The sequence below is a fragment of the Streptomyces sp. NPDC015532 genome (assembly GCF_043078065.1).
Classification (GTDB): domain Bacteria; phylum Actinomycetota; class Actinomycetes; order Streptomycetales; family Streptomycetaceae; genus Streptomyces.
The window spans coordinates 70,942-91,400 of record NZ_JBIBSY010000002.1 but is presented as its reverse complement, the minus strand read 5'-3'; the positions used below and the strand labels follow the sequence as shown (position 1 = coordinate 91,400).

The window sequence follows — 20,459 nt, the reverse complement described above, 5'->3', positions numbered from 1 at the left end:
GGGCCCTCAGGGCCGCGGGCGCGGTGGAGGCCAGTTGGCCGGACAACGGATGGACCACAGCCCAGTACGGCCACTGCGTGCCCATGGTGCACGACTGCGCGCGGGCTCGGGACGTCCTGCCTGACCAGGTTGAGGCAACCTGTTCTCCTACGGCAAGCGGCTGCGGGGACTTGCTACGGGTCCTTCCAGTTTGGAGGAAGCGGCAGCCGCGACCGCTGGCCTCGCGGGCAGGCTGTCGATGGTCTCGGGGCGGGGGCAGTTGGCGTAGGGTGGGGTCATCCGCCGCGGGGTGGAGCAGCTCGGTAGCTCGCTGGGCTCATAACCCAGAGGTCGCAGGTTCAAATCCTGTCCCCGCTACTGATGTGTGAGGGGCCAGCACAATGTGCTGGCCCCTCACACGTGTTCAGTCCCTCGGGGCGTGCGGCGTGGCAGCTGGGCTTACCGTGAACGGTTCATGGACGGACACGGTGGTGGGGCGGCCCGCAGCTATTGACTGCTCCCCGCGCATGCGGGGATGGCCCCCTGGGGTCTGCTCGGTATCAAAGCCGCCTAACTCGCCCGCAAGTGGCGGATCCCGCAGGTAGCCGACCTGGATCAACCATTGGTGGGGGAGTGGCAGGATTCCGCGCTGCAGCGAGGCACATGCCGAGCTGCGCCTCGCTGTCCGGGTCGAGGACTCTCTCCGAATTCGGCCGCGACTGCCGCGAACAGCGGCCGGACGGCAGCCTGGCGCCCGGTTCTGAAAGACCTCCTGGATGCCAGCGGCGCTCATGTCTGACCTGTATCCCCAAGGGGCGGTCCCGTTCTGAACTGGCTGCGGCGGACTCCGCTGAGGACGTGGCGATCACCATCGAGGAAGACGCCTGCACTTGCCGGTGATGGACGGCGACGGTGCTTTCGCCGGCGTGCCGTGACATCCGCCGGCCGGACAGCACGTGCTCCTGCAGCCTGCTGGGAACGGATCGGTAGCGTCGACTAGACTTGAAGAGTTCTTCAATTCACTAGTTGCCTTGATAGGCAGGTCGGGTGAGGTGGTCCGGGGTGGGCGGGTTCGTCGAGGCCGTGCTGGAGCGGGTGGGCAAGGCGCGGGCCAGCCTCACGGCCGCTCTCGATGCCGAGAGCCCCTACGAGGTGGCCATGGCACAGGGCGAGCTGGAGGATGCACTGCGCCTGGCCCGGATGCATGACATTGATCTCGGCGAAGAGGCCCTGGAAGGGTGATCGTGGTACCGGTTCCGCTGTATGAAGCGAAGGCCGAGTTCTTCCGGATGCTCGGACATCCAGTACGTATACGAGTCCTGGAGCTGCTGCAGGACGGCCCGAAGCCAGTGCGCGAACTGCTGGCTGCGATGGAGGTCGAGCCCTCGAACCTGTCCCAGCAACTGGCAGTGCTGCGCCGCTCCGGGATTGTCACCGCCACCCGTACCGGATCGACGGTGGTCTACGAGCTGGCAGGCGGCGATGTCGCGGAGCTGCTCGCAGCGGCGCGACGGGTCCTGACCGTCCTGCTGACCGGACAGCAGGACCTGCTGAACGAGCTGCACGGCCCGGGGGCAGCGCGATGAGGGGAACCGGGCCGTTCCGGCCCCCCTGGCACCGGGGCAAGCCCGCGGCGGCCGTCGAGCAAGTGCCGCTACCGGCGCGGCGCCACATTGTCGCAGTGTCCGTGGGACCCGGGGCGGTGACCCGGGCACGCAAGGCGATGGCCGGACACCTCGCTGACGCCGGGGTCCCTCCCTGCTCGGCGTTCGCGGACGCGGTACTGCTCGTGGTCAGCGAGCTGGTCACCAACGTGCTGCGGCACGCGGCCCGCTCACCGGTCACAGATGTCGGGATCACGGTCGGGGCCGGGCACCTGGTCGTCAGCGTGGCCGATACCGAGCCACGCCTGCCCGACCTCACCCCCGCTGGAATGGGGGTTGGGCTGCTGATGGTGACCGAGCTGGCCGCTACGTTCGACGGCACCGTCAGCGTGGAAACGGCCGCAGGTCACGACGGCAAGACCGTCCTCGTCCGGTTCCTCATGCCCTCATGAGCACCGGCCTTCGTCAGCACATAGAGATCGCCGGAATACAGGGAGACGACACGGTGGATGACCAGACGACCGGCCGGCCCGCGAGCAAGCGGCGCCAAAGCGAGCCCAAGGACCGGGAAAGCTGGATCGAGCGCGGTGTCGCGATCCGGGCGGGCTTCTACATTTTCGGCACCCATCTGTTCGCCGGGTTTGTGTGGCTGCTGTTCTACCTGGGCGAACACGCGCACAAATAGCCGACGGCGCTTCGGCCTTTGGTCGGCCAGCATGGCGCCGGACCACCATCGCCAGATATATCTGCCGACACCTTCCTGGGTCCCTGGAGACGCTCACGCTCAGCGGTCAAACGTCGGGAGGACCCGGCCCGCGGGCGATGACTGCGAGGCGGACGACCCTGGGGTGGAGCGGCAATATGGAGGACTCGCGATGATCAACCTCATGACACGACGCCTGGCCGCGGAATCCAGCCCGAGCTGGCACGCAACCTGAACCGCCCCAACCAGGCAGTCCGGGATCAAACGACGAGAGAAAATGCCCTCTCAGCCAGCCTCGTTCAGCGTACGCAAGACTTCTGCCGCGGCCCGGCCTCTTTCCGTATGGCTCGTGGCAGCTCGCAGCGCCCGGACAGCGGCATCGTGATCAGCCCCGGGCTCTATGGCGATACGAGCGAGCGTGCCAGGTACCCGCAGGGGATATCGGGGCAGGACGGCCAGTAGTTCGGGGATTGCTGCTCGGGCCGCTGTCCCCCAGTGTCCAAGCAGTCCCAAGAGCTGGCTTGCTTCCTGCTCGGTCATGTCCTCGGCCACAAGACGTGTCCGAACTGCGTTGAGGAGTGTCTCCTGGCAGGCGATGGGGTGGACGTAGCGGATCCGTCCGCCGGCCTCTGACACTTCTGTGGCCACCTGGGCGCGGGGGCGTCGCGGAAGGTCTTGGGCAAGCAGGGCCGGCGCTTCGGGAGCATCCATGCTGATCATGACCAACAGGGCACGGTCAGCGACTGCTGCGTCTTCTTGAGACGCAAGGTCCAGCAATGTCTGACCGATGGCGCTGAGCTCGCCAGATGCAGACAGAGAACAGCCTGAACGAGTCCGGTGACGCGAGTGGTCGAGCATCGGAGCTTCCGGAGAATCCTCCAGGCTTTGAGCGTCGCAACAGCCTGTTCGACGAGGGCACGGATCTTGGCATGGGACCGGTTGACTGCCTGCTGTCCGCTGGAGAGGCTCGCCCATCGGCCGCGATAGGGAACCCGGACTGTCCCGTTGGCACCCTGGTAGCCCTTGTCAGCCCAGCAGGCGACATCCGCTGCGGCAAGGGCATCGATGATGCCGTGCTCGCGGGCCGCACGGACGTCATGAAGGGCACCGGGCAGGGCTGGCGAGGCCCACAGCAGACGCCCTCTCGGGTCGGCGATGACCTGCACATTCATCCCGTGCTGTTTTGTGTTTGCCCGAGTAGAAGGGCCGGTCGGCGGCGATTCGGTCGATGGGCAGCAACGTTCCGTCGAGCAGCACGAACGCCTTCCTCGACGCGGTGCGGACAGGCTCGGCGAGGGTGGGTGAGAGGGCGGAGAGGATCCGCCCAGCCTCGGTGATGTAGCGGTAGGCGGTTGTGGTGCCGATGCCGAATCCCGCAGCGAGCTGGGCGTACGGGTGACCGTTGCGTAGATGCGCCAGGACGAGCAGTGCCTGTCGGCCGGGACTCATGCGCCGCCATCGGGTGCCGAGATCCCGGCGGTGCTCGCGCAGCCGGTCGGCAAGGAAACGCAGGGCAGAGCTGGACAGGTCCAGGCCGGACGGGTAGACAAGCACACGAAGCCTCCGGTGGGGACGGATTTCTTGGTCGAAAGCCCATCTACCAGGGGCTTCACCTGTCTGTCAGCCCAACCTCCCCGCCTGGCCCGTAAGTTCCGAAGAGCGGCTCAATGAGCTTCCTGTCTAAGCGGTCCGGGAGGTGGGATCCTACAGTTCGCCCCTTGGAGTTCGTGGAGTGACAAGGTGACATCGCCGCTTGACCTTCTCGGAGATCTGATGCCGGCCCACCCCGGTGCCGGGGACACTGTCGACTGGGAGCAGATGGAGCGCAGCTGGGGCACGCATTTCCCCAGCGACTACAAGGAATTCATCGCCGTCTACGGAGCGGGCGGGATCAGCGCGTATCTGGGTCTTGTGCCACCTGAGCCTCGAGCGGTGGGCGGCGAGGAACCGTCGTTCCAGGGCATGGAGGTGGAGACGCTCAACGCGCTCGATATCTGGCGGGACAAGGGACCAGGAGGAGCGGTCCAGGACCGGGTGATCGTCTGGGGGATTGATTCCAGTGCCGACATCCTGTGCTGGCGGGTTAAAGGCGACGACCCTGACGCCTGGCCGGTGACGGTCTGGAATCAGGACGACGCGACATGGCAGGAATACGCGTGCGGCATGGTCGAGTTCCTCTGTGGCGTCTTCCTGGGTTCGTTCGATGAGTGCCCACTTGGAGATCTCAGCCTTTGGCAGAACGGGGCGCCGCACTTTTTGCATCGAGAAGAGGAGCAGCGCCTCAGGGCTTCGGGCCTTGACCCGTGGACTGGCGAACCCAACCCCTTCGCAGGAATGTTCGGAGACTGAGCTCGGATCCACAGACATCGAGCTGGCAGACCCTCCGCAAGATCCGGTGCTCGACCACTCCCATCGCCGGACTCGTTCAGGACGTTTCCACTGCGTACGTCTGGGCCAACTCGGCTTGAAGTTGGAAAAGGCTCATTGTTGTCCGGGTCATCCAGAAGAGGGAGCATCATGGGCAACAACCTGATTCGAAGCTCAGGATGCTTCCCCCACCCTTCTTGCACCCCACAGACCCTCGTTGCGCGCCTTTGCTCCATTTTTACTTCGCAGGGCGGATTCGACCAATTCGACGGCCGTATTAGTTTCCGTGCGGGCGAGGAGGCGCTCGACGATTTCGGGAAACGGGTCGTAGAGTCAAGGGGTTTCGCCGATCAGCTCACTCGCCGGAAGCAGGGAAACTGCCGTGTCCGTTGTCTGTGACGTCCAGGCTAGGCCCACGTCCAGACTAACCACAAGAGCCGCAATCCGGACTTGGTCAGGCTGGCCCGCAGTGAGAGCGTCGAGCACGATAGTCCGAGCTGCCAGCGGATCAATGAGCGCGGCTCCGAACAACAAGTCAGAACGTACAGCGGGTTCAGACTCCACCGCCCAGCGAGCGGAAACTTCCGCCCACGATCTTCCCGGTGCCCGGCAATGAGCGACAGCCCAGATGGCCAGTCGCCGAACCTCTGGATCTTCATGGCCCAGCAGGGGAAGAAGGAGGGGCAATTGTGCGGTCACGGCATCGCGTGTGCGCCTTGATGATGTGTCGGCCTTATCGCCGGTGTCGGCGATAAGGCCCAACAGGTAAAGCAACGCGGAGGTGCGGACATCTGCTGCGGCGAGTCGCGCCATGAAGGGAACAGTGTGCACTGTGGCCGGATGGCCATCCTCTTGGTCCAGCAGGCTGCCACCAAGCTCGTCGACGGCCTCGTCCGCGCGTTCGGCATCTTTAGACGTCATTGCCCGCAGCGCTGTGGGGATGTTTTCCCCGTCATATCGAGCCCACGGTACGAGATCAAGTCCCTCGAATTCCTGTCTATCACTCATATCGCGATTCTAGACAGCCGGTGCAACAGGTCGCCGACCTTCGAGCGCGAGATCTGTAAGCAGCGCAACCGTTAGCACCTCTCACAAACAGCTTTTACGAAGTACGGCCAAACGATCGCAGCCATCGCCAGATGCGCCCCGGCCTGCGGCATAGGGTCCGGGAATCCGGCTGCCCACCCTCGTCGGCCCAGTGCAGCCACACCCGTCGCACAGCCTGCCACCCTCAATCTCGCCACCGCCAGGCAGGAACGCCCGCGCCAGCCTACCCACCATGGCCAACCGGGCGGCCGCGTCAAGAGTGGCCGACAGCATGTTCACCGACCGGGTACCCGTCGCAGCGCAGCCACAACAACAGCCTGGGCGGACCGCTAGGAACCCCCGAAATGACGGGCACGACATCCCGCCGACCGCGCCCTCAACGCCGTCCCCCGGTGAAATCCCCGCAGTTGAGTCGACGCTCATCCCATTGCGACCACCAGTCGCGGCTCGCCATCGCGGCGGCCATACGCCGCAGCGACTCCGCCATGTTCCGCATCACCGACCCGGTCACCAGTGCCACGTCCGCGTGCCGGGCTGAGGCCACCAGCCCGGCCCCGTACCGTTCGGCGTTATCACCGGGCTGAATGCGGCGATCTCGATCTCGCAGCCGTTGCAGGACCCGGCGTTCGTACAGTCCACCTGCACCGAACCGGCGAACTCCCGAGCGGACGAAAGGACGTCACCCGCGCGCGCCGGGGGTGACTGCTCGGCCGCCCTTCCGGTCTCTCAGATCTTGCGCAGCAGGCCCATGAACACTCCCAGTCGCGGTGAGCAGTTGTCCGCAGGGGACCAACAGACCTTCCCACGAATGGAGTTACGGCATCCTTCCAGCGCTCAGCCGCCTTGTCGGCTGAGGAGAGCGGCCGCCTCCCGGTACCCAGAGTGCTGTCCATTTTCCGGGAGGCGGCCGCCGATCGGGAGCCGTCGCTACGACGGCGGTTTTGCCTCCTGCTGAGCGGCCTGCAGGTCGGCGAGCAGTTCGGCCTGCCCGGTCAGTACCCCGGACAGGATGATCCGTGCGACCTTGAGGAGTTCCGCCACGTACGGGCTGGTCAGGGAGTAGTACACCGTCGAGCCCTCCTTGCGCGTCACCACCAGGTTCGCCCGGCGCAGCACGGCCAGCTGCTGGGACAGGTGCGCGGGTTCGATGCCCACCTCGGGCAGCATTTCGGCGACGGCGTGTTCACGCTGGCTGAGCAGTTCCAGGACGCGGATGCGGGCGGGGTGCCCGAGTGTTTTGAAGAACTCGGCCTTCAGCTGGTACAGCGGCGTGCTCATCGTGCCGTCGCCTCCCCGGAACAGCGGTCCGGCCAGGCCGGCCGGCCCTTGGTGCATCGCATCCACCCACTCGTCAACAACATGGCGCCATCTTCGCCCGCGAAGGCGGCCGGGCCGAATCCGGGGGCGAGGACTCGTCCACCCAAATCAAGCAGTGGAGACCTATGGACTTGCTAATATTAGCAAGTCCATAGGTCGCGTGAGGAGGCTTGAGTGAGAATCACCCCGCTGCACGGTCTGGGCGTCGTCTGGCTGACGTGCCCCGCATGCCGCCTCAAATGCCGCCCCGACGCCGTCGGCCCGGACGGACAGTGCCCCCGCTGTGGCGAGACTCGCATGCTGAAGCTGTCCTTCGGCGGCCGGGCCAAAGCCCCTGCCGCGAACGTGAACCGAGGTTGACGATTTTCGAAATGGCAGGGGAGAAGGGGCGGGGATGATCGACTGGGCGACGCAGTCAGGCAGCGGGATCCGTTTCGAGTGGGGGCAGACCGGGGCGAGATGCCTTGCTGCCGAGGCTGCCTGTCTGGTGGTTGTGGACGTGCTGTCCTTTACGACGGCGGTGAGCGTCGCCGTCCAGGCGGGCAGCAAAGTCCTGCCGTTCTGGCTGCCGCCCGCCACTGCCACCGCTGCCGAGCGAGCCGGCGCCGAAATGGCCGCCGCGATCTACGCCCGGCAGTCGGGGGCACGGCTGGCCGTCGCCCGCAGTGCTGTCCCACTCGACGCCCCGTGGTTCCTGTCCCCGGCTCAGCTGCGCAAGGCTCCCTTCACCGCGCGCCTGGTGCTGCCCTCCCCGGTCTGCAGCATCGTCACCGCTGCCGCGCGACCCGGTGTACCGGTCGTCGCTGCCTGTCTGCGCAACATCACCGCGGTCGGCAGCTGGATCACCTCGCACGGATACGGCACGCCTGAGCGGCCCGTCGCCGTGATCGCCGCAGGTGAACAGTGGCCGGACGGCAGCCTGCGCCCGGCCCTGGAAGACCTCCTGGGCGCCGGCGCGCTCATCTCCGACCTGCACGCCCAAGGGGCAGGCCCGCTCTCCGCGGAGGCCGCGGCCGCCCGCACGTGCAGCGAATGCACCGCCGACATCCCCCACGCGATCACCATCAGTGTCTCCGGCCGTGAGCTGGCCCTGGCGGGTTCCACCGAGGACGTGGCGATCGCCGTCGAAGAAGACACCTGCCCGGTCGTACCGGTCCTGGGCGGCGACCGCGTTTTCACTGCTGCAGCACCATGACACCGACCAGCCGGGATTCAACCGTGTTCCGGGCCGGGCCCAAGGATTGCGGCATATGCTCGACGGGGGAATCGTCCAACAGGGAGCACGCCCCCTCGGCGTTGCGACCGCGGGGAGGTCCGGCATGGAGAGCATCCTCACGCCCGCTGCGCTCAAAAGCTACCGAGCGTATGAGGACCATCTGAAGAACTGCACACAGTGCCTGCCGGGTCGGTGCGCCGCAGGCCAGGAACTGGTCCGGATCTACCTTGTGGACGTTGCTCAAGAAGCCAACGGCCCCAGGCCGTCACGGGGATGAGACGACCGGGGACCGGCGTGCAGAGCACGCCCGCACAGTCTCCCAGGAACGCTGCCGTCCACACCAGACCGTCCCTGCTCAAGTCCGTTATCCGCCGGGCGCGTTGAAGCGCCACCGGCGCTCAGTCTCCGGGCCGGGAGAGCAAATCCGTGACGGTCCCGCCGAACTGCCTCCACGGCTCGCCATCGGCGGCCGGAGGAAAGGCGTCACATGCCGGTCCTGGCTGGCAATCAGGCGGACCAGCCGCTGGTACGCCACTGCCGCTGACCATCACCGCGCTGGCCGTGGGCGTCATGTTCCGCGACGGCCGCCGCGAGGTCGGTGTGGATGGTGATGGGCGGGAAGTCGCCATCCGGGACGAGGGAGCCGTCGGCGGGGATCGCGGCCAGTTCCAGGCTGCGTCCGCGTGCGCCGAGTCGGCGCGCCGCCTCGATTACGGCGAGCTGGCCGTTGATGGACCAGCTGCGCAGCCCGCTCATGTCGACGATGACCGGACCGGTGCCGCGGGCCAGGACCCAGCCGATGGCACCGGTGAAGCGATGCGCGCCCTCGGGTCCGAGGTGACCGGAGAGGGAGAGGACACTGAAATCCTCTCCGGCGGTGTAGTGCCATTCGATCGTCATGGTGGTGAACCTTCTTGTGGGTGGTGCCTGTTCGGCTCGGCCTCCTGGATCGGCGCTGATCACAGGGGCAGGGTGATCCAGATGCTTTTGCCGTTCCCGTCGGCGTCGCCGCGGACGACGGCGGTGCCGCCCAGGCCGAGGGTGAGTTCCATGACGGTGCTCAGACCACCGGCTCCCGTGCCGATCGCGGCCCCGTACAGCGCTGGCTGGTGGGGGTGGCGGTCGTGGACGGCAAAGGCCAGGCAGTCGGAGCCGGCCGCATAGATGACGGTGAGCTCGGGGGAGTGCGTCACAGCGTGCCGGACGCTGTTGGTGACCAGTTCGCTGAGGATCAGCAGCGCCGGGTCGATGGTGGGGTGGCGCAGGCTGATCCCCCATTCGGTCAGGGCCTGTTCAGCGGTCTGGCGGCACAGCCGCACAGCGGACGGCTCGGTGGGCAGGGTGAGAACGTGGCGGTAGGGCAGGGCTTCGAACAGCTTGGACATCAGTCTTCCGTCCCTGGGGCCAGCCGGAAGCCGGATACCGTCTGGGGGTGGATGCGGATGACCGCATCGTGCGGGCCGTGGCTCCAGCCGGCGAGGGTTCGGCGGTAGTGGGCGGCCTCGTTCGGGTCGGTGATCACCTCGGCGGGCCCGGTGACGGTCACCGTCCACCCGGTTCCGGTCGCGGCCCGGACCTCGTCCACGTGGTACGTCGCAGCCAGCCGGCCAGCAGCAGCCTGCACCGGGGTGCGCACCACCAGTCGCCCGAACTCCCATACGTGGCGGGCCGGGCGGACAACGGTCAGATCCCGCTGCACGAAGATCAGACGGCCCAACACGGCCCCCTCCAGCAGCCACAGTGCCTCCGCGACGGAAACCTCGACCATGCGCAGGGTGGCGGGAGCGGTGCTCATCGGGGTCCTTCCTCTCTCATCTCTGTGACGTTGCGGGCGGACTTCCGGGCAGCGTGAAGGACCCCGGTCCTCTCCAGGTGGCCGCGGGCCCCGCGGATCGCTTCAGGCGTAGTGGCGTACTCGGCGCCCTCCAGCCGCAGGAGGTCCAACACACCGACAGAGTCCAGGACTCGGCGCTGCCCCGGCCTGATCCCGGAGATCAGGACGGCGATTCCGCGCCGGTTCAGCTTGTGGATCGCGTCCTTGAGTACCAGGGCCCCGGTCGCGTCCATCGTCGACACCCGCGACATACGAAGGATCACCACGCGAACGTCGGCCACCTCTGCCATCTCCAGCAGGAAGCGGTGCGCGGCGGCGAAGAACAAGGGCCCGTCGATGCGGTAGGCGATGATGTGCTCGGCGAGCAGGGCATGTTCTTCGACGCTGTGGTCGCCGTGGTCGAGAGGCACCTGGTCGAAACGGGCCTGCTGGGCAACGGCGCGCAACGCGAGAGCACCGGCGACGACCAGCCCGATGATGACGGCGTACACGAGATCCAGGGCCAGCGTCGCGACCGCGGTCAGGACGAGGATCAGCGCGTCCGAGCGGGTGGCCTTCGCCATCGCCCGCAGCGAACCGACCTCGACCATACGGATCGCGGTGGCCAGCAGAACACCGGCCAGGGCCGCCAGCGGGATCTTCGAGACGAGAGGCGCGGCCGCGAAGACGATCACCGCGAGTACCGCGGCGTGAGTCAGGGCGGCGAGCCGGGAGCTCGCACCGGTGCGCACATTGACCGCGGTGCGCGCGATCGCCCCGGTCGCCGGCACGCCGCCGAACAACGGGGCGGCGATGTTGGCCAGGCCTTGGCCGAACAACTCCCGATCCGGGTCGTGCTGCTCGCCAACGGTCATGCCGTCGGCGACCGAAGCCGACAACAGGGACTCCAGCGCGGCCAGCGCCGCAACCGCCACCGCCGGGGCCAGCAAAGAGCCCAGTGAGCCCAGATCGAGGAAGGACAGTGAGGGCGCGGGCAGCCCGGACGGCAGTTCACCGATCGGTTTCGCCCCACTCAGCCCCGCAGCCTGCGCCACGACCGTGGCGGCGATCACCGCGACGATGGAGAACGGCACGGTCGGGCGCCACCGGGCCCCGACGAGCATGACCGCCATCACCGCGGCGGCGATGGTGGCGGCCGTCCAGTTCGGGTTCCTCACGAACTCCTCGACGGCCCGCCAGGTCACCACCAGTACCCGGTCGCCCTCCGGTTCGGGCACACCGAGCGCCCCGGGAACCTGCTGCAGCCCGATCACGCACGCGATGCCCAGCGTGAAGCCCTCGACGACCGGCGCGGGCACGTACCGCATGTATCGCCCGGCCTTCAGCACAGCGAGGCCGACGAGCATCACTCCAGCCATTACGCCGACCGTGAGAACGCCTGTCGGACCGAACTGGCCCACGATCGGCACCAGCACCACCGTCATGGCACCCGTCGGCCCCGACACCTGCAGATTCGATCCGCCGAACAACGCGGCGACGGCACCCGCAATGACAGCGGTGGCCAGGCCCGCCTCGGCGCCCAGCCCAGAAGAGACGCCGAAACCGAGAGCAAGCGGCAGCGCGACGATCGCCACCGTCAGCCCGGCGAGCAGATCCCGACGGGGACTGCGTCCCATCTCCGCCAGGTCACCGCGGGCGGGCAGCAGCGAGACGATCCGGGCCCGGGCCCGACTGATCTCCAAGGTCATCGCGCGGCAACCTCGGTCTCCAGCAGCTCAGCCAGCAGTTCGTTGCGCCCGGACAGCATCTGGGTCAGGATCCGGCGCGCGGCCTTCATCAGATCCGCCACGTCCCCGCCGGCCAGCGCATAGACGACCGTCGAGCCGTCCCGCGTGGCGGCGACAATCCCGGACCGGCGCAGCACCGCCAGCTGCTGCGACAGGCTGGACGGCTCCACCTCGATCTCTCCGAGCAGCTCTCGCACCGGCCGCGGACCGTCCTGAAGCAACTCCAGCACCCGTATCCGCACGGGATGCCCGAGCATCCGGAAGAACTCGGCCTTGGCCTGGTACAGCGGAACCGACACGACCCCTCGACTTCCCCGGACAGCGCCCCACACAGGGCAGACACAAAGGGCTGCGCCCACCAGCTACCTGCGGGTACAGCGAATACAGCATCTAACCAATTGCTAAATTTGGCAATTCAGCAAGATGCTGAGGCCCTGATCACCCACGAGTCACGGGTCAGGCCTTCTTGACCACGCTGGACTTGAGCTGCATCGCCCCGAAACCATCGACCTTGCAGTCGATGTCATGGCCGTCGACGCCGTCGACCAACCGGATGCCGCGCACCTTGGTGCCGGCCTTGATCCCCGAGGGGCTCCCCTTGACCTTGAGCGCCTTGACGACCACCACGCTGTCCCCATCCTGCAGCACATTGCCGACAGCGTCCTTGACGACACGCTCCCCCGCGGTGGCCCCGCCATCGGCGCTGCTTTCGCCGGGAACCCATTCGTGGCCGCACTCCGGGCACACCACCAAGGCGTTCATCTCGTAGGTGTACTCACACGAGCACGTCGGACAGGGAGGAAGATTTTCGATCATTCCGTCAGGGTATCCGGCCCCCGGTCGCCGCCAGGCCCGTGGCTCCAGCCCGCCGGTTTCCGGGCGCATCGACGGAAACCGAGTGGCCCCGCCACACTCAGCGCAGTGCCCGGCCGGCCGTTCGCCCCCTCTTCCCCTGACGGCCCCGTCGAGGGACTGGATGACGTCGTTGAAGTTCGCCGCAGCCATGATGTCCTGGTGACAGACACGGTCCGCCCGTGGATCCGAAGGGTCCTGCGGTGCAAGGGGTGGCCATCCAGCCAGGTGTCGCACGGTGTAGCCAGGTGCTCGGCGGTCCGGGGCGGAGGTCAGGTCTGTGGTTGATCCGGATCCACCTCTCGGAGGTCACCGAACTCATCGCGGCGCCACCGCACGCCATTGTTGTCGGTGAAGAAGCAAACAGGCCGCAGTGCATCAGATTGCTCTTCCGGCCAGATTTCAGAGGCAAACAAGTACGAGGCGCCCGCGCTTACCAGCGGCACAGGTACGGAGCGTTGGAAGCGGCTCGTGGCACGCTGCGACCAGGTCGTACCCGTGCCCACTGGCGATCCAACGAACGCGCGAGGAAGATCCGCATCGGCCACGCGCACGGCAACTTCGTGAATTGGCTCGGCGCTCGGGTTCTGGACTTGAGTCCGCCATTGGAAAGGGCCGACAGGGATCATTCCCCCGTCCAGGGGGCGATAGGTAGTTCCCTGCAATGTGACCGTGAACAGGACTTGGCGGGCTTGCAGACTTCGACGCTCGTGAAGCGATGCCTGCAACTCGGCTCTCTCCAAGGCCAAGGTGGCGGCCTGCACCGCAATGAACTCGCGCTGCTCGGTCAGTTGTCTTCGCTGGCTCGCCAGTGTCCAGAATCCGGCCCCAGCCGCACTGGCCGCGAACATTGCACCCACCCAAGTGGGGACGTCACCCCAGTTCAACATGGTGATGCGCTAACGGGGGTGTCGGGTCGGCGCGGCACCTTTGGCACCGTCGTGGACGGAGCAAACCATGCATCGGTTGCCGGTCTGCGGTTGTGGCAACATCTCAATCTGAACCTGACATCCTTGACGCCGACCAGGTCTTTCATGTATTTGTCCTGGCCGTGCGTCAGCGCAGTCGTCCGGATCGCCATGACGACAGTCTGACGGTCGGTGGGGGAGAATGGGATGGGAATGCAGGAGCCAGATGTAAACCATTGACGCCCAGGGTCTGGGCTTTAGTGAGCCACTTCCAACCTGGCTGTGAGGTGGAGCGGTTGCGGTGACGGGAGTTGGCAGCTCAGCGACCACAGATCGGCACCGGCGGCGGCTGCCTGCAGTCGCCAGGCGCCGGCGACCCTGGCCCTCCTGGGCTGTAACCACACTTTCGCCGACAGCACGGGATGCCAGCGATGTCGAGGGCGTGCGCTCTTCTTGCCCGAGAGTGGGGACGGGCCTGGCATCGAGAGGCCCCGGCGAGTCCCGGAGCTTTCCGAACTAGGGCTCGATGGGGCCGACGCGAATCGCGTAGCGGGTGAGTTCCAGCCGGTCGCACAGGCCGAGTTTCTGGAGGAGGTTGGCGCGGTGGCGTTCGACCGTCTTCAAGCTGATTACGAGGAGGAGGGCGATCTCCTTGGACGAATGTCCCTCGGCAACGAGTTGAGGATCTCCTCTTCGCGTTTCGTGGCGGGTCTGCTCGACCTGCTCGCGAAGTGCGCTCCTCTTGATCTCGGCCATGTCGGCCGGGCGGCAGGCTGAACCAGTGCGGGGTCTGCAGCGGGACGACACAGCACGGCATCGACGTCTTGGCGATTGACCAGGACGAGGTCCGTCTGGCGTACGTCGCGGTCACCCTGGCCCGCGCACGACTGGACCTGGGAGGCCTGGCATGGAGCAATGACTATGCAGCGCTCTGTGGTACCAGCTCGACGGCGGCCACCCCGTCTCCTCCTCCAGGGCAAGCCTCACCATGGGACCGTCTTGGCCCGCCATCCAGGTGAAGGCCTGCCGAGGCTCGACAACCGCGTCACCCTCAGCTGCACGACGGTGCAGGCCGCGAGGAGATCCGCCGGTGGTGTCGCGGGCGAGGGCGACCGGTCGAGGGTCTATGTCCGACGGGCTGGAGGGGGAGGGGGTACGGAGGAACGCCCGCTCGTCTTCGATCACCGCGACACGGCACACGGCCCTTTGGGCATACTCCTGGCCATGAGGTTTCCGCACCGAGCCCGCCTGTGGACGGCGATGTCGCTCGTGTGTGCGACAGGGAGGAGGCGCCTGGGCTGGCTTCCTGCTCGGAGCTGGTGGGGTTCGCAAGCGGGGGCCGCAGCGGCTGCGGGCACATTCCTGTTGAGCGTGCGGATCGTGATCCGGCTGTTCAACATAGAGTCGGCGAAAGCCTGGAAAGGCGCCGTGGTGGGCGACGGGCGAGCTGAAGCGGCTGCCGAGATGACCCTGCGGGGAGCCCTCCTGTACTCGGCTGCGGTCTTCCCATTGGCTCCTGGTGGCGTGGGTGCCCAGGAGCGGCACTCCCGGCGCATGATCGCCTACCGGATCGCCGCCCACGACAGCCTGCCGCACACCGTGCGCATGGCGGCAGCCGAAGCGCTGGAGACCATCGCCCAAGGGACAGGATGCGAAGCGGGCGCAGGAGGCGGTCCGAGGACTGAGTCGGGCGGTCCTCGAATGCCGCGCGGGCTACATCCGCATCCGCGACGACCGGGCGTCCTGACGCCAGTTCCCTCGGACAGGGCCAGCAGCCGGCAGTAACGGTGCCGTCGAGGAGCCGGGTCCTTGAGTACGTGGGCTCGGCGGACAGGCAGTGCAGCGGGATAGCGTCGGAAGTGAGCCAAGAGCCTCGGCCATCCAGGATGGCGCAGATGTAAACGGGTCCTGGATCGCGATGCGCAGCTGACGCATCCAGAGGTCCGGGTCGATTTCAAGTGCGGCCGCGATCGCGTCGGCGTCGATGTTCTCCCGGAGTTGGACGAGGAACGTCAGGAAGCCGGCATGAAGGTCCTTCCGAGATGGATAGGCTTCCGGAGGCTCGGAGTCGATTCCACGGGGGGACGATGCTGGTCGCCGACGAACTCACGGCAGCAGAGCAGCGGTTGGTGCATGCAACGTCCCATGGACTGACCGCCGACCTACGGGGCAGCGAGGCACTGTGCGACCCGGGACGCGGCGCCTCATGGGGGCCGGAGCGGACGATCCGAGCCGAGTTGGTGGCCCGGCTGTTGACTGACTCCGAGGCACGCACCCCGCTTCGCCTGGCCGGTGCCCGCATCACAGGCCTGTTGGACTTGGAAGGGGCCACGCTCAGCCGGTGGCTGCTGCTGACCAACTGCTGGATGGACGATCCGGTCATCCTCGCCCACGCCGCCGCCCCCCTGATCCGCATGGCTGGCTGCCACCTGCCCGGCCTGCTCGCCGAGAACCTGCAGATAGACGCTGACCTCTCACTGGACCAGGGGTTCACTGTTCGCGGTCAGGTCAACGTGGCCCGGGCCCGGATCGGCGGCGTGCTGTGCCTGGACGGCGCGATGCTCGACAATCCCGGTGCGATCGCCTTGGACGCTGCGCGGCTCACCGCTGGTCATCACGTGCGCCTCGGTGACGGCTTCCATGCCCGGGGCGCGGTCCACTTCCCCGGCGCACAGATCCACGGAGACCTTGTTCTCGCCGGCGCGAGCATCGTCAATCCGGGCGACACCGCCTTGACCACCGACCAGTCGCAGATTGCGCAGAGTGTGCTCGCCGAAGGGCTGGTCACCGAAGGCGCCATACGGGTGTGCGGCGCGCGTATCGGCGGTTCCCTCACTCTTGCCGGAGCCCGCCTCACCCATACCGGGGACTGGGCGGTGACCGCTTCCGGCCTGCAGGTGACACAGGAGATGCACCTCGGCGGCGGCTTCACCGCACGCGGCGGCATCGACCTGCAGGGCGCGCACCTCGGTGCACTCATTTTTGACGGAGCCGAGCTCGACAATCCGAACGGATTCGCGCTGGAAGGCGGCTGGCTTACCGTCGACCGCCAGATCTCCTGCCGTCGCGGCTTCACCGCCCGGGGCGAGTTCAGCTTGTACGGTGCCCGAGTCGGAGCTCGCGTCGATCTACGAGAGGCCAGTTTCACCAATCCTGGGGGCCTCGCTCTGGACCTCGAGCGGCTCAACGCTTCGGCTCTGTACCTGCTGCCCCACCGTGCCCCGGACGGACTCGTCGATCTCAGTCACGCACAGATCGGCACGCTTCACGACGACCCCTCTGCATGGTCCGCGCATCTTGACCTGCGCGGACTCGTCTACCAGACGTTGATCAACGACGATGTCCCGGTCCGCGCCCGGCTGAACTGGCTGGAGCGACAGCAGCATGGCTACGCCCCGCAGCCCTATGACCAGCTCGCCGCCGCTTACCGCCAAGCCGGCCAAGAGGATGCTGCCCGGCTCGTGGCCATCCACAAGCAGCGGCGCCGTCGGCGTACTCTCAACCCAGCCGGGCGGCTGCTCGACTGGCTGCTGTACTTGACCGTCGGCTACGGCTACCGGACCTGGCTGGCGGCCCTTTGGCTGCTCGCTCTGCTCGCCCTTGGCACCGCCGTCTTCACCCATTCCTACCCGACACACATGACTGCCGCCGGCACCCCGACCCCGGCATTCCACGCGATCGCCTACACCCTCGACGTCCTGGTGCCAATCGTTGACCTCGGACAACAGAAGGCGTGGCTGCCCACCGGCAGCGCCTTGTACTGCTCGTGGCTACTCTCCGCCGCAGGCTGGGTGCTGACCACCGCCGTAGCGGCCGGACTGAGCGGCGTACTCAAGCGGAACTAACGACCTTGGGAGCGATGCAGCTCCGGATCTGCCTGGCGGTCTGGAGCCCTGTGCGATCAGCACGCCGCTGAGGAGGAGTGGTGCCGTCAGGCGGATCGCGGTCGCCGCTGTCTTGACCGGCGTGTCTTGGTCAGGGAGTGGACCGCAGCGGCGGCGCCTGCCACGTCATCCCCGGGGGCTGGAGTAGGGGCGAGGGCTCGGGGCCGGGGTCATCGGTGTCGACGACTCCGGCGGCCGTGTGGTTGAAGTCGGCGGGCCAGCGGGTGTGCTCGCTGGCCACGGCGCCGGTCAGGCGTGCTTCGACAAGGTTGGCGGTGCTCAAGTCGGTGCCGCGCAAGTCGGCCATGCGCAGATCGGCGCGTTGGAAGACCGCGCCGTGGGCGACCGCCTTGCGCAGGTTCGCCTCGCGCAGGTCGGTCTCAGTGAAGTCGGCGTCACGCAAGTCGGTTTCGACCAGCTTCGCGCCCCGTAGGTCGGCCAGAATGCAGCGAGCCCGGCGGAGAATCGCAGTCGTGAGGTCGGCGTGCCGCAGGTTGACCGAGACCAGGGACGCCTGGGTCAGATTGGCGTGGTAGAGGCCCACGGCCTCCAGGCATGCGCGGTCGAAGTTGACCTCGGGGAACCAGAGTCCATCGCAGTCGGCCCGGCGCAAGTCGGTGACGCTGAGATTGACCCAGGACTGCTCCCGGTGCTGGCACAGCACGCCGAGCGCGGTCAGCGCCACCTGGGCGTCGGCGGCGCGGGTCTCCAGGGGTGCGATGTCGTTGATGGGCACGTCTGCCGCCGGTGATTCCGGCCCGGCGGGTGGCCAGGGCAGGTGCGTACGCAGATACGCAGCCTGGATGGAGATGATGGCCTCCCGGTCGCGGGCGGACTGCTCCGCGATCCGCCACAGCGCGTGCAACCCGCCGATGCGCACATCCAGCTTGTCGCTGCCGAGCTGGTCGACGGCCCGGCTGAACCGGTCGGTGACGTAGCCCTCCTGGGTAGCGCGCAAACCGTCCTGACTTACCCGCAGTTGCCGCCAGGTGGCATACGCGCCGAAAAGCACAACCAGGCCGCCGACCACCTGCAGAAGCGTCGTACGGACATCGTTCACCGCCTTCAGTCGATCCTGTGCGGCAACGCTTGCCCCGGCAAGATCGTGGTCGACCACCACACCCGGCAGTAGGACGAACACTGCACCTAGAACGACCAGCCCCGCCGCCCCGGCCAGCAGAGCCACGGCTGTACGACGACTGACCAGCCCGTCGCGCCATGCCCGCCGCCTGCGGTCCGGTTCCCCCATCTCCATGGGCACAGGAGCTTAGGCGCTGTCTCATTTGGAGATTCGTCTGTAGCAAATCAGGGCTGCGGCGATGCCGACGAACCCAAGGAAGTGGTGCGCCTGGCGCTCGTAGCGACGATGCAACCGACGAAAGGCGTTCAGCCAAGCCACGGTTCGTTCGACTACCCAGCGGTGCCGGCCGAGTCGCTCCGATGACTCGATGCCTTTGCGTGCGATGCGAGGCGTGATGTTCCGTTTTCGTAGCCATCGCCGCAGGTGGGGATAGTCGTATGCCTAATAGGCGCTGTGGGTTGGTCGTTGAGCCAGTCCTGGCAGGGGCTGGGTGCGACGTCTGGTCTGTATGCAGCGCCTGGAGCGCTTCGACAAGAGGGACGCAGACCCAGCCCCTGCCGATTCGAATTCGGTCGGCGTACCGTGCCGTGGTTCGAGCCGTTCCCAGGGCCACCTCCCGATCAGCCGGAGCCGTGGAGCTCTCCACAAGAGCGAGGCCCCTGGGCTCAGCTGGGGCCACGGACGGCTGATGGGGTGGTGCGCCGGCGAGCGCTTCTACTAGGTGGCCGGGTGGTCCCGTCTCGGCTCGAAGCCGAGGGGCAGCGAAGGCTCGAGAGGAGCGCACGTTGCACGTGACCTGCGGAATCGACTGGGCGGAGGACCACCACGACGTGGCGGTGGTCGACTTCGACGCCCGACTGCTCGGCAAGCTCAGGATCAGTGACGACACAGCCGGCTTCCAGGACCTGCTGCAGTTGCTCGCCGAGCACGGCGACAGCCCGGACGATCCGATCCCGATCGCGATCGAGACCTCCCGCGGACTCCTGGTGGCCTGCCTGCGGGCTTCCGGCCGCCGGGTCTACGCCATCAATCCGATGGCTGTGGCCGGCTATCGCGACCGCCATGTCGTCTCCCGCAAAAAGTCCGACCACCACGACGCCCTGGTCCTGGCGAACATCCTGCGGACCGACGCCGAGCAGCATCGGGCGCTGCCGAACGACTCCGATCTGGCCAGGGCGATTGCCGTTCTGGCTCGAGCTCAGCAGGACGCGGTCTGGGACCGCACGCGAGCTCACAATCGGCTCCGATCTCATCTCCGTGAGTACTACCCGGCGATCCTTGAGGCGTTTGCGGACAAACGCGAGCGCCTGCTTGCCCGAGAGGCCCGCGCGATCCTGGCGGTTGCGCCGACTCCGGCGGAGGCTGCCCGCCTCACCCGCAGCCGACTGAGAGCCGCCGTCACAAGGGCCGGCCGCCAGCGTCGGATCGATACCGAGACCGACCGACTCCTCGGAGTGCTCCGCGAGACACGGCTTCGCCAACCGGCTCTGGTGGAAACGGCGATGGGGCGTCAGACACTCGCACTGCTCGCCCAGCTCGACGCGGCATGCCGGGCCTGCGAGGACCTCGCTCGTGACACCGAGGAACTCTTTCTTCAGCATCCCGACGCGGAGATCATCACAAGTTTCCCCGGCCTTTCCGTGCTCACTGGCGCCCGGATGCTCGCTGAGATAGGTGACGACCGCACCAGGTTCGCGACGGGCCGGGACCTCAAGGCTTATGCCGGAAGCGCTCCGGTGACCCGTGTGGCTTCGATCACTTCTTGCGGCAGCGTTTGTTGACGAGTTCTGACGTCATCGTCCGGTCGAGGACTCTGCGGTTCGTCACGAGTTTTGAAGGCACCTGCCGATGCAGCCGAGTCGTGTCGGCGGCTCGCAACAGGGTTGCCACAAGGTTTCAAGATCGCTTGACCTTGCCCCAGAGGGAAGGGCGACAGTGTC

17 protein-coding genes, 1 tRNA gene and 4 pseudogenes are annotated in these 20,459 nt (G+C 67.1%); 9 read left to right on the top strand and 13 right to left on the bottom strand.

The genetic code is table 11. The annotated features are described in order from the left end of the window. Positions 1–283: 283 nt before the first annotated feature. The 5 genes from ACF07B_RS06905 (at position 284) to ACF07B_RS06885 (ending at position 2,268) form a co-directional block, all read left to right on the top strand. Positions 284–357: transfer RNA gene (locus ACF07B_RS06905), tRNA-Met, on the top strand. Between the two features lie 684 nt (positions 358–1,041). Further along, complete coding sequence (locus ACF07B_RS06900; RefSeq protein ID WP_392178035.1) at positions 1,042–1,221, top strand: hypothetical protein; 180 nt, start codon at positions 1,042–1,044, stop codon at positions 1,219–1,221. Then, entirely contained in the window at positions 1,218–1,565 is a 348-nt protein-coding gene (locus ACF07B_RS06895; protein WP_392178034.1) for an ArsR/SmtB family transcription factor, read from the top strand. Before ACF07B_RS06900 ends, ACF07B_RS06895 begins: the two co-directional genes overlap by 4 nt. 95 nt (positions 1,566–1,660) lie before the next feature. Next, positions 1,661–2,035 carry an ATP-binding protein gene (locus tag ACF07B_RS06890; RefSeq protein ID WP_392178033.1) on the top strand — a complete coding sequence of 125 codons (375 nt, stop codon included), beginning with the start codon at positions 1,661–1,663 and terminating at the stop codon, positions 2,033–2,035. Beyond that, complete coding sequence (locus tag ACF07B_RS06885; protein ID WP_392178032.1) at positions 2,032–2,268, top strand: DUF6126 family protein; 237 nt, start codon at positions 2,032–2,034, stop codon at positions 2,266–2,268. Before ACF07B_RS06890 ends, ACF07B_RS06885 begins: the two co-directional genes overlap by 4 nt. 812 nt (positions 2,269–3,080) lie before the next feature. Here the strand turns inward: ACF07B_RS06885 and ACF07B_RS06880 are convergent. Continuing rightward, positions 3,081–3,840 (bottom strand): annotated as a pseudogene (locus ACF07B_RS06880) (IS5 family transposase); the annotation flags it as partial. 186 nt (positions 3,841–4,026) lie between these two features. Between ACF07B_RS06880 and ACF07B_RS06875 the strand changes: the two are divergent. Further along, positions 4,027–4,635 (top strand): SMI1/KNR4 family protein, encoded by a 609-nt coding sequence (locus tag ACF07B_RS06875; RefSeq protein WP_392178031.1) that lies wholly within the window; start codon positions 4,027–4,029, stop codon positions 4,633–4,635. A gap of 351 nt (positions 4,636–4,986) precedes the next feature. Here ACF07B_RS06875 and ACF07B_RS06870 read toward each other — a convergent pair whose 3' ends face one another. Next, positions 4,987–5,661: a hypothetical protein gene (locus ACF07B_RS06870; RefSeq protein ID WP_392178030.1), complete on the bottom strand. Its 675-nt coding sequence runs from the start codon at positions 5,659–5,661 to the stop codon at positions 4,987–4,989. Between the two features lie 966 nt (positions 5,662–6,627). After that, positions 6,628–6,978 carry an ArsR/SmtB family transcription factor gene (locus ACF07B_RS06865; protein ID WP_392178029.1) on the bottom strand — a complete coding sequence of 117 codons (351 nt, stop codon included), beginning with the start codon at positions 6,976–6,978 and terminating at the stop codon, positions 6,628–6,630. Between the two features lie 433 nt (positions 6,979–7,411). Here ACF07B_RS06865 and ACF07B_RS06860 point away from each other — a divergent pair, with 433 nt between their 5' ends. After that, a complete protein-coding gene (locus ACF07B_RS06860; RefSeq protein ID WP_392178028.1) occupies positions 7,412–8,212 on the top strand; it encodes a 2-phosphosulfolactate phosphatase in 801 nt (266 codons plus the stop codon). A 528-nt stretch (positions 8,213–8,740) separates the two neighbouring features. Here the strand turns inward: ACF07B_RS06860 and ACF07B_RS06855 are convergent. From ACF07B_RS06855 to ACF07B_RS06820, 8 genes and pseudogenes are all read right to left on the bottom strand, one after another. Next, complete coding sequence (locus ACF07B_RS06855) at positions 8,741–9,133, bottom strand: STAS domain-containing protein (RefSeq protein ID WP_392178027.1); 393 nt, start codon at positions 9,131–9,133, stop codon at positions 8,741–8,743. Between the two features lie 59 nt (positions 9,134–9,192). Beyond that, positions 9,193–9,618: an ATP-binding protein gene (locus tag ACF07B_RS06850; protein ID WP_392178026.1), complete on the bottom strand. Its 426-nt coding sequence runs from the start codon at positions 9,616–9,618 to the stop codon at positions 9,193–9,195. After that, on the bottom strand, positions 9,618–10,028 hold the full coding sequence (locus ACF07B_RS06845) for a pyridoxamine 5'-phosphate oxidase family protein (RefSeq protein ID WP_392178025.1): 411 nt from the start codon (positions 10,026–10,028) through the stop codon (positions 9,618–9,620). The genes ACF07B_RS06850 and ACF07B_RS06845 overlap by 1 nt, the downstream gene beginning before the upstream one ends. Next, positions 10,025–11,755: a SulP family inorganic anion transporter gene (locus ACF07B_RS06840; RefSeq protein WP_392178024.1), complete on the bottom strand. Its 1,731-nt coding sequence runs from the start codon at positions 11,753–11,755 to the stop codon at positions 10,025–10,027. The genes ACF07B_RS06845 and ACF07B_RS06840 overlap by 4 nt, the downstream gene beginning before the upstream one ends. After that, positions 11,752–12,093, bottom strand: coding sequence for an ArsR/SmtB family transcription factor (locus ACF07B_RS06835; protein ID WP_392178023.1), 342 nt, complete (start codon positions 12,091–12,093; stop codon positions 11,752–11,754). Before ACF07B_RS06835 ends, ACF07B_RS06840 begins: the two co-directional genes overlap by 4 nt. Before the next feature lie 157 nt (positions 12,094–12,250). Further along, a complete protein-coding gene (locus tag ACF07B_RS06830; protein WP_392178022.1) occupies positions 12,251–12,610 on the bottom strand; it encodes a zinc ribbon domain-containing protein YjdM in 360 nt (119 codons plus the stop codon). A 308-nt stretch (positions 12,611–12,918) separates the two neighbouring features. Next, positions 12,919–13,536: a hypothetical protein gene (locus tag ACF07B_RS06825; RefSeq protein ID WP_392178021.1), complete on the bottom strand. Its 618-nt coding sequence runs from the start codon at positions 13,534–13,536 to the stop codon at positions 12,919–12,921. A gap of 534 nt (positions 13,537–14,070) precedes the next feature. Next, a pseudogene (locus ACF07B_RS06820) lies at positions 14,071–14,267 on the bottom strand (response regulator transcription factor); the annotation flags it as partial. A 1,374-nt stretch (positions 14,268–15,641) separates the two neighbouring features. Between ACF07B_RS06820 and ACF07B_RS06815 the strand changes: the two are divergent. Beyond that, positions 15,642–17,399: an oxidoreductase gene (locus ACF07B_RS06815; RefSeq protein ID WP_392178020.1), complete on the top strand. Its 1,758-nt coding sequence runs from the start codon at positions 15,642–15,644 to the stop codon at positions 17,397–17,399. 130 nt (positions 17,400–17,529) lie between these two features. On the opposite strand, the gene ACF07B_RS06810 is transcribed toward ACF07B_RS06815, so the two are convergent. Beyond that, a complete protein-coding gene (locus ACF07B_RS06810; protein WP_392178723.1) occupies positions 17,530–18,618 on the bottom strand; it encodes a pentapeptide repeat-containing protein in 1,089 nt (362 codons plus the stop codon). Positions 18,619–18,717: 99 nt separating this feature from the next. After that, a pseudogene (locus tag ACF07B_RS06805) lies at positions 18,718–18,957 on the bottom strand (transposase); the annotation flags it as partial. Positions 18,958–19,304: 347 nt separating this feature from the next. On the opposite strand from ACF07B_RS06805, the pseudogene ACF07B_RS06800 reads away from it, so the two are divergent. After that, positions 19,305–20,270 (top strand): annotated as a pseudogene (locus ACF07B_RS06800) (IS110 family transposase); the annotation flags it as partial. Between the last annotated feature and the right edge of the window lie 189 nt (positions 20,271–20,459).

What these genes read in the sequence shown, in the direction of transcription:
- ACF07B_RS06885 (WP_392178032.1), top strand. Translation starts at nt 2,032, where the DNA reads ATGAGCACCGGCCTTCGTCAGCACATAGAGATCGCCGGAATACAGGGA.
- ACF07B_RS06870 (WP_392178030.1), bottom strand. Translation starts at nt 5,661, where the DNA reads ATGAGTGATAGACAGGAATTCGAGGGACTTGATCTCGTACCGTGGGCT.
- ACF07B_RS06865 (WP_392178029.1), bottom strand. Translation starts at nt 6,978, where the DNA reads ATGAGCACGCCGCTGTACCAGCTGAAGGCCGAGTTCTTCAAAACACTC.
- ACF07B_RS06860 (WP_392178028.1), top strand. Translation starts at nt 7,412, where the DNA reads ATGATCGACTGGGCGACGCAGTCAGGCAGCGGGATCCGTTTCGAGTGG.
- ACF07B_RS06855 (WP_392178027.1), bottom strand. Translation starts at nt 9,133, where the DNA reads ATGACGATCGAATGGCACTACACCGCCGGAGAGGATTTCAGTGTCCTC.
- ACF07B_RS06850 (WP_392178026.1), bottom strand. Translation starts at nt 9,618, where the DNA reads ATGTCCAAGCTGTTCGAAGCCCTGCCCTACCGCCACGTTCTCACCCTG.
- ACF07B_RS06845 (WP_392178025.1), bottom strand. Translation starts at nt 10,028, where the DNA reads ATGAGCACCGCTCCCGCCACCCTGCGCATGGTCGAGGTTTCCGTCGCG.
- ACF07B_RS06840 (WP_392178024.1), bottom strand. Translation starts at nt 11,755, where the DNA reads ATGACCTTGGAGATCAGTCGGGCCCGGGCCCGGATCGTCTCGCTGCTG.
- ACF07B_RS06830 (WP_392178022.1), bottom strand. Translation starts at nt 12,610, where the DNA reads ATGATCGAAAATCTTCCTCCCTGTCCGACGTGCTCGTGTGAGTACACC.
- ACF07B_RS06825 (WP_392178021.1), bottom strand. Translation starts at nt 13,536, where the DNA reads ATGTTGAACTGGGGTGACGTCCCCACTTGGGTGGGTGCAATGTTCGCG.
- ACF07B_RS06815 (WP_392178020.1), top strand. Translation starts at nt 15,642, where the DNA reads ATGCTGGTCGCCGACGAACTCACGGCAGCAGAGCAGCGGTTGGTGCAT.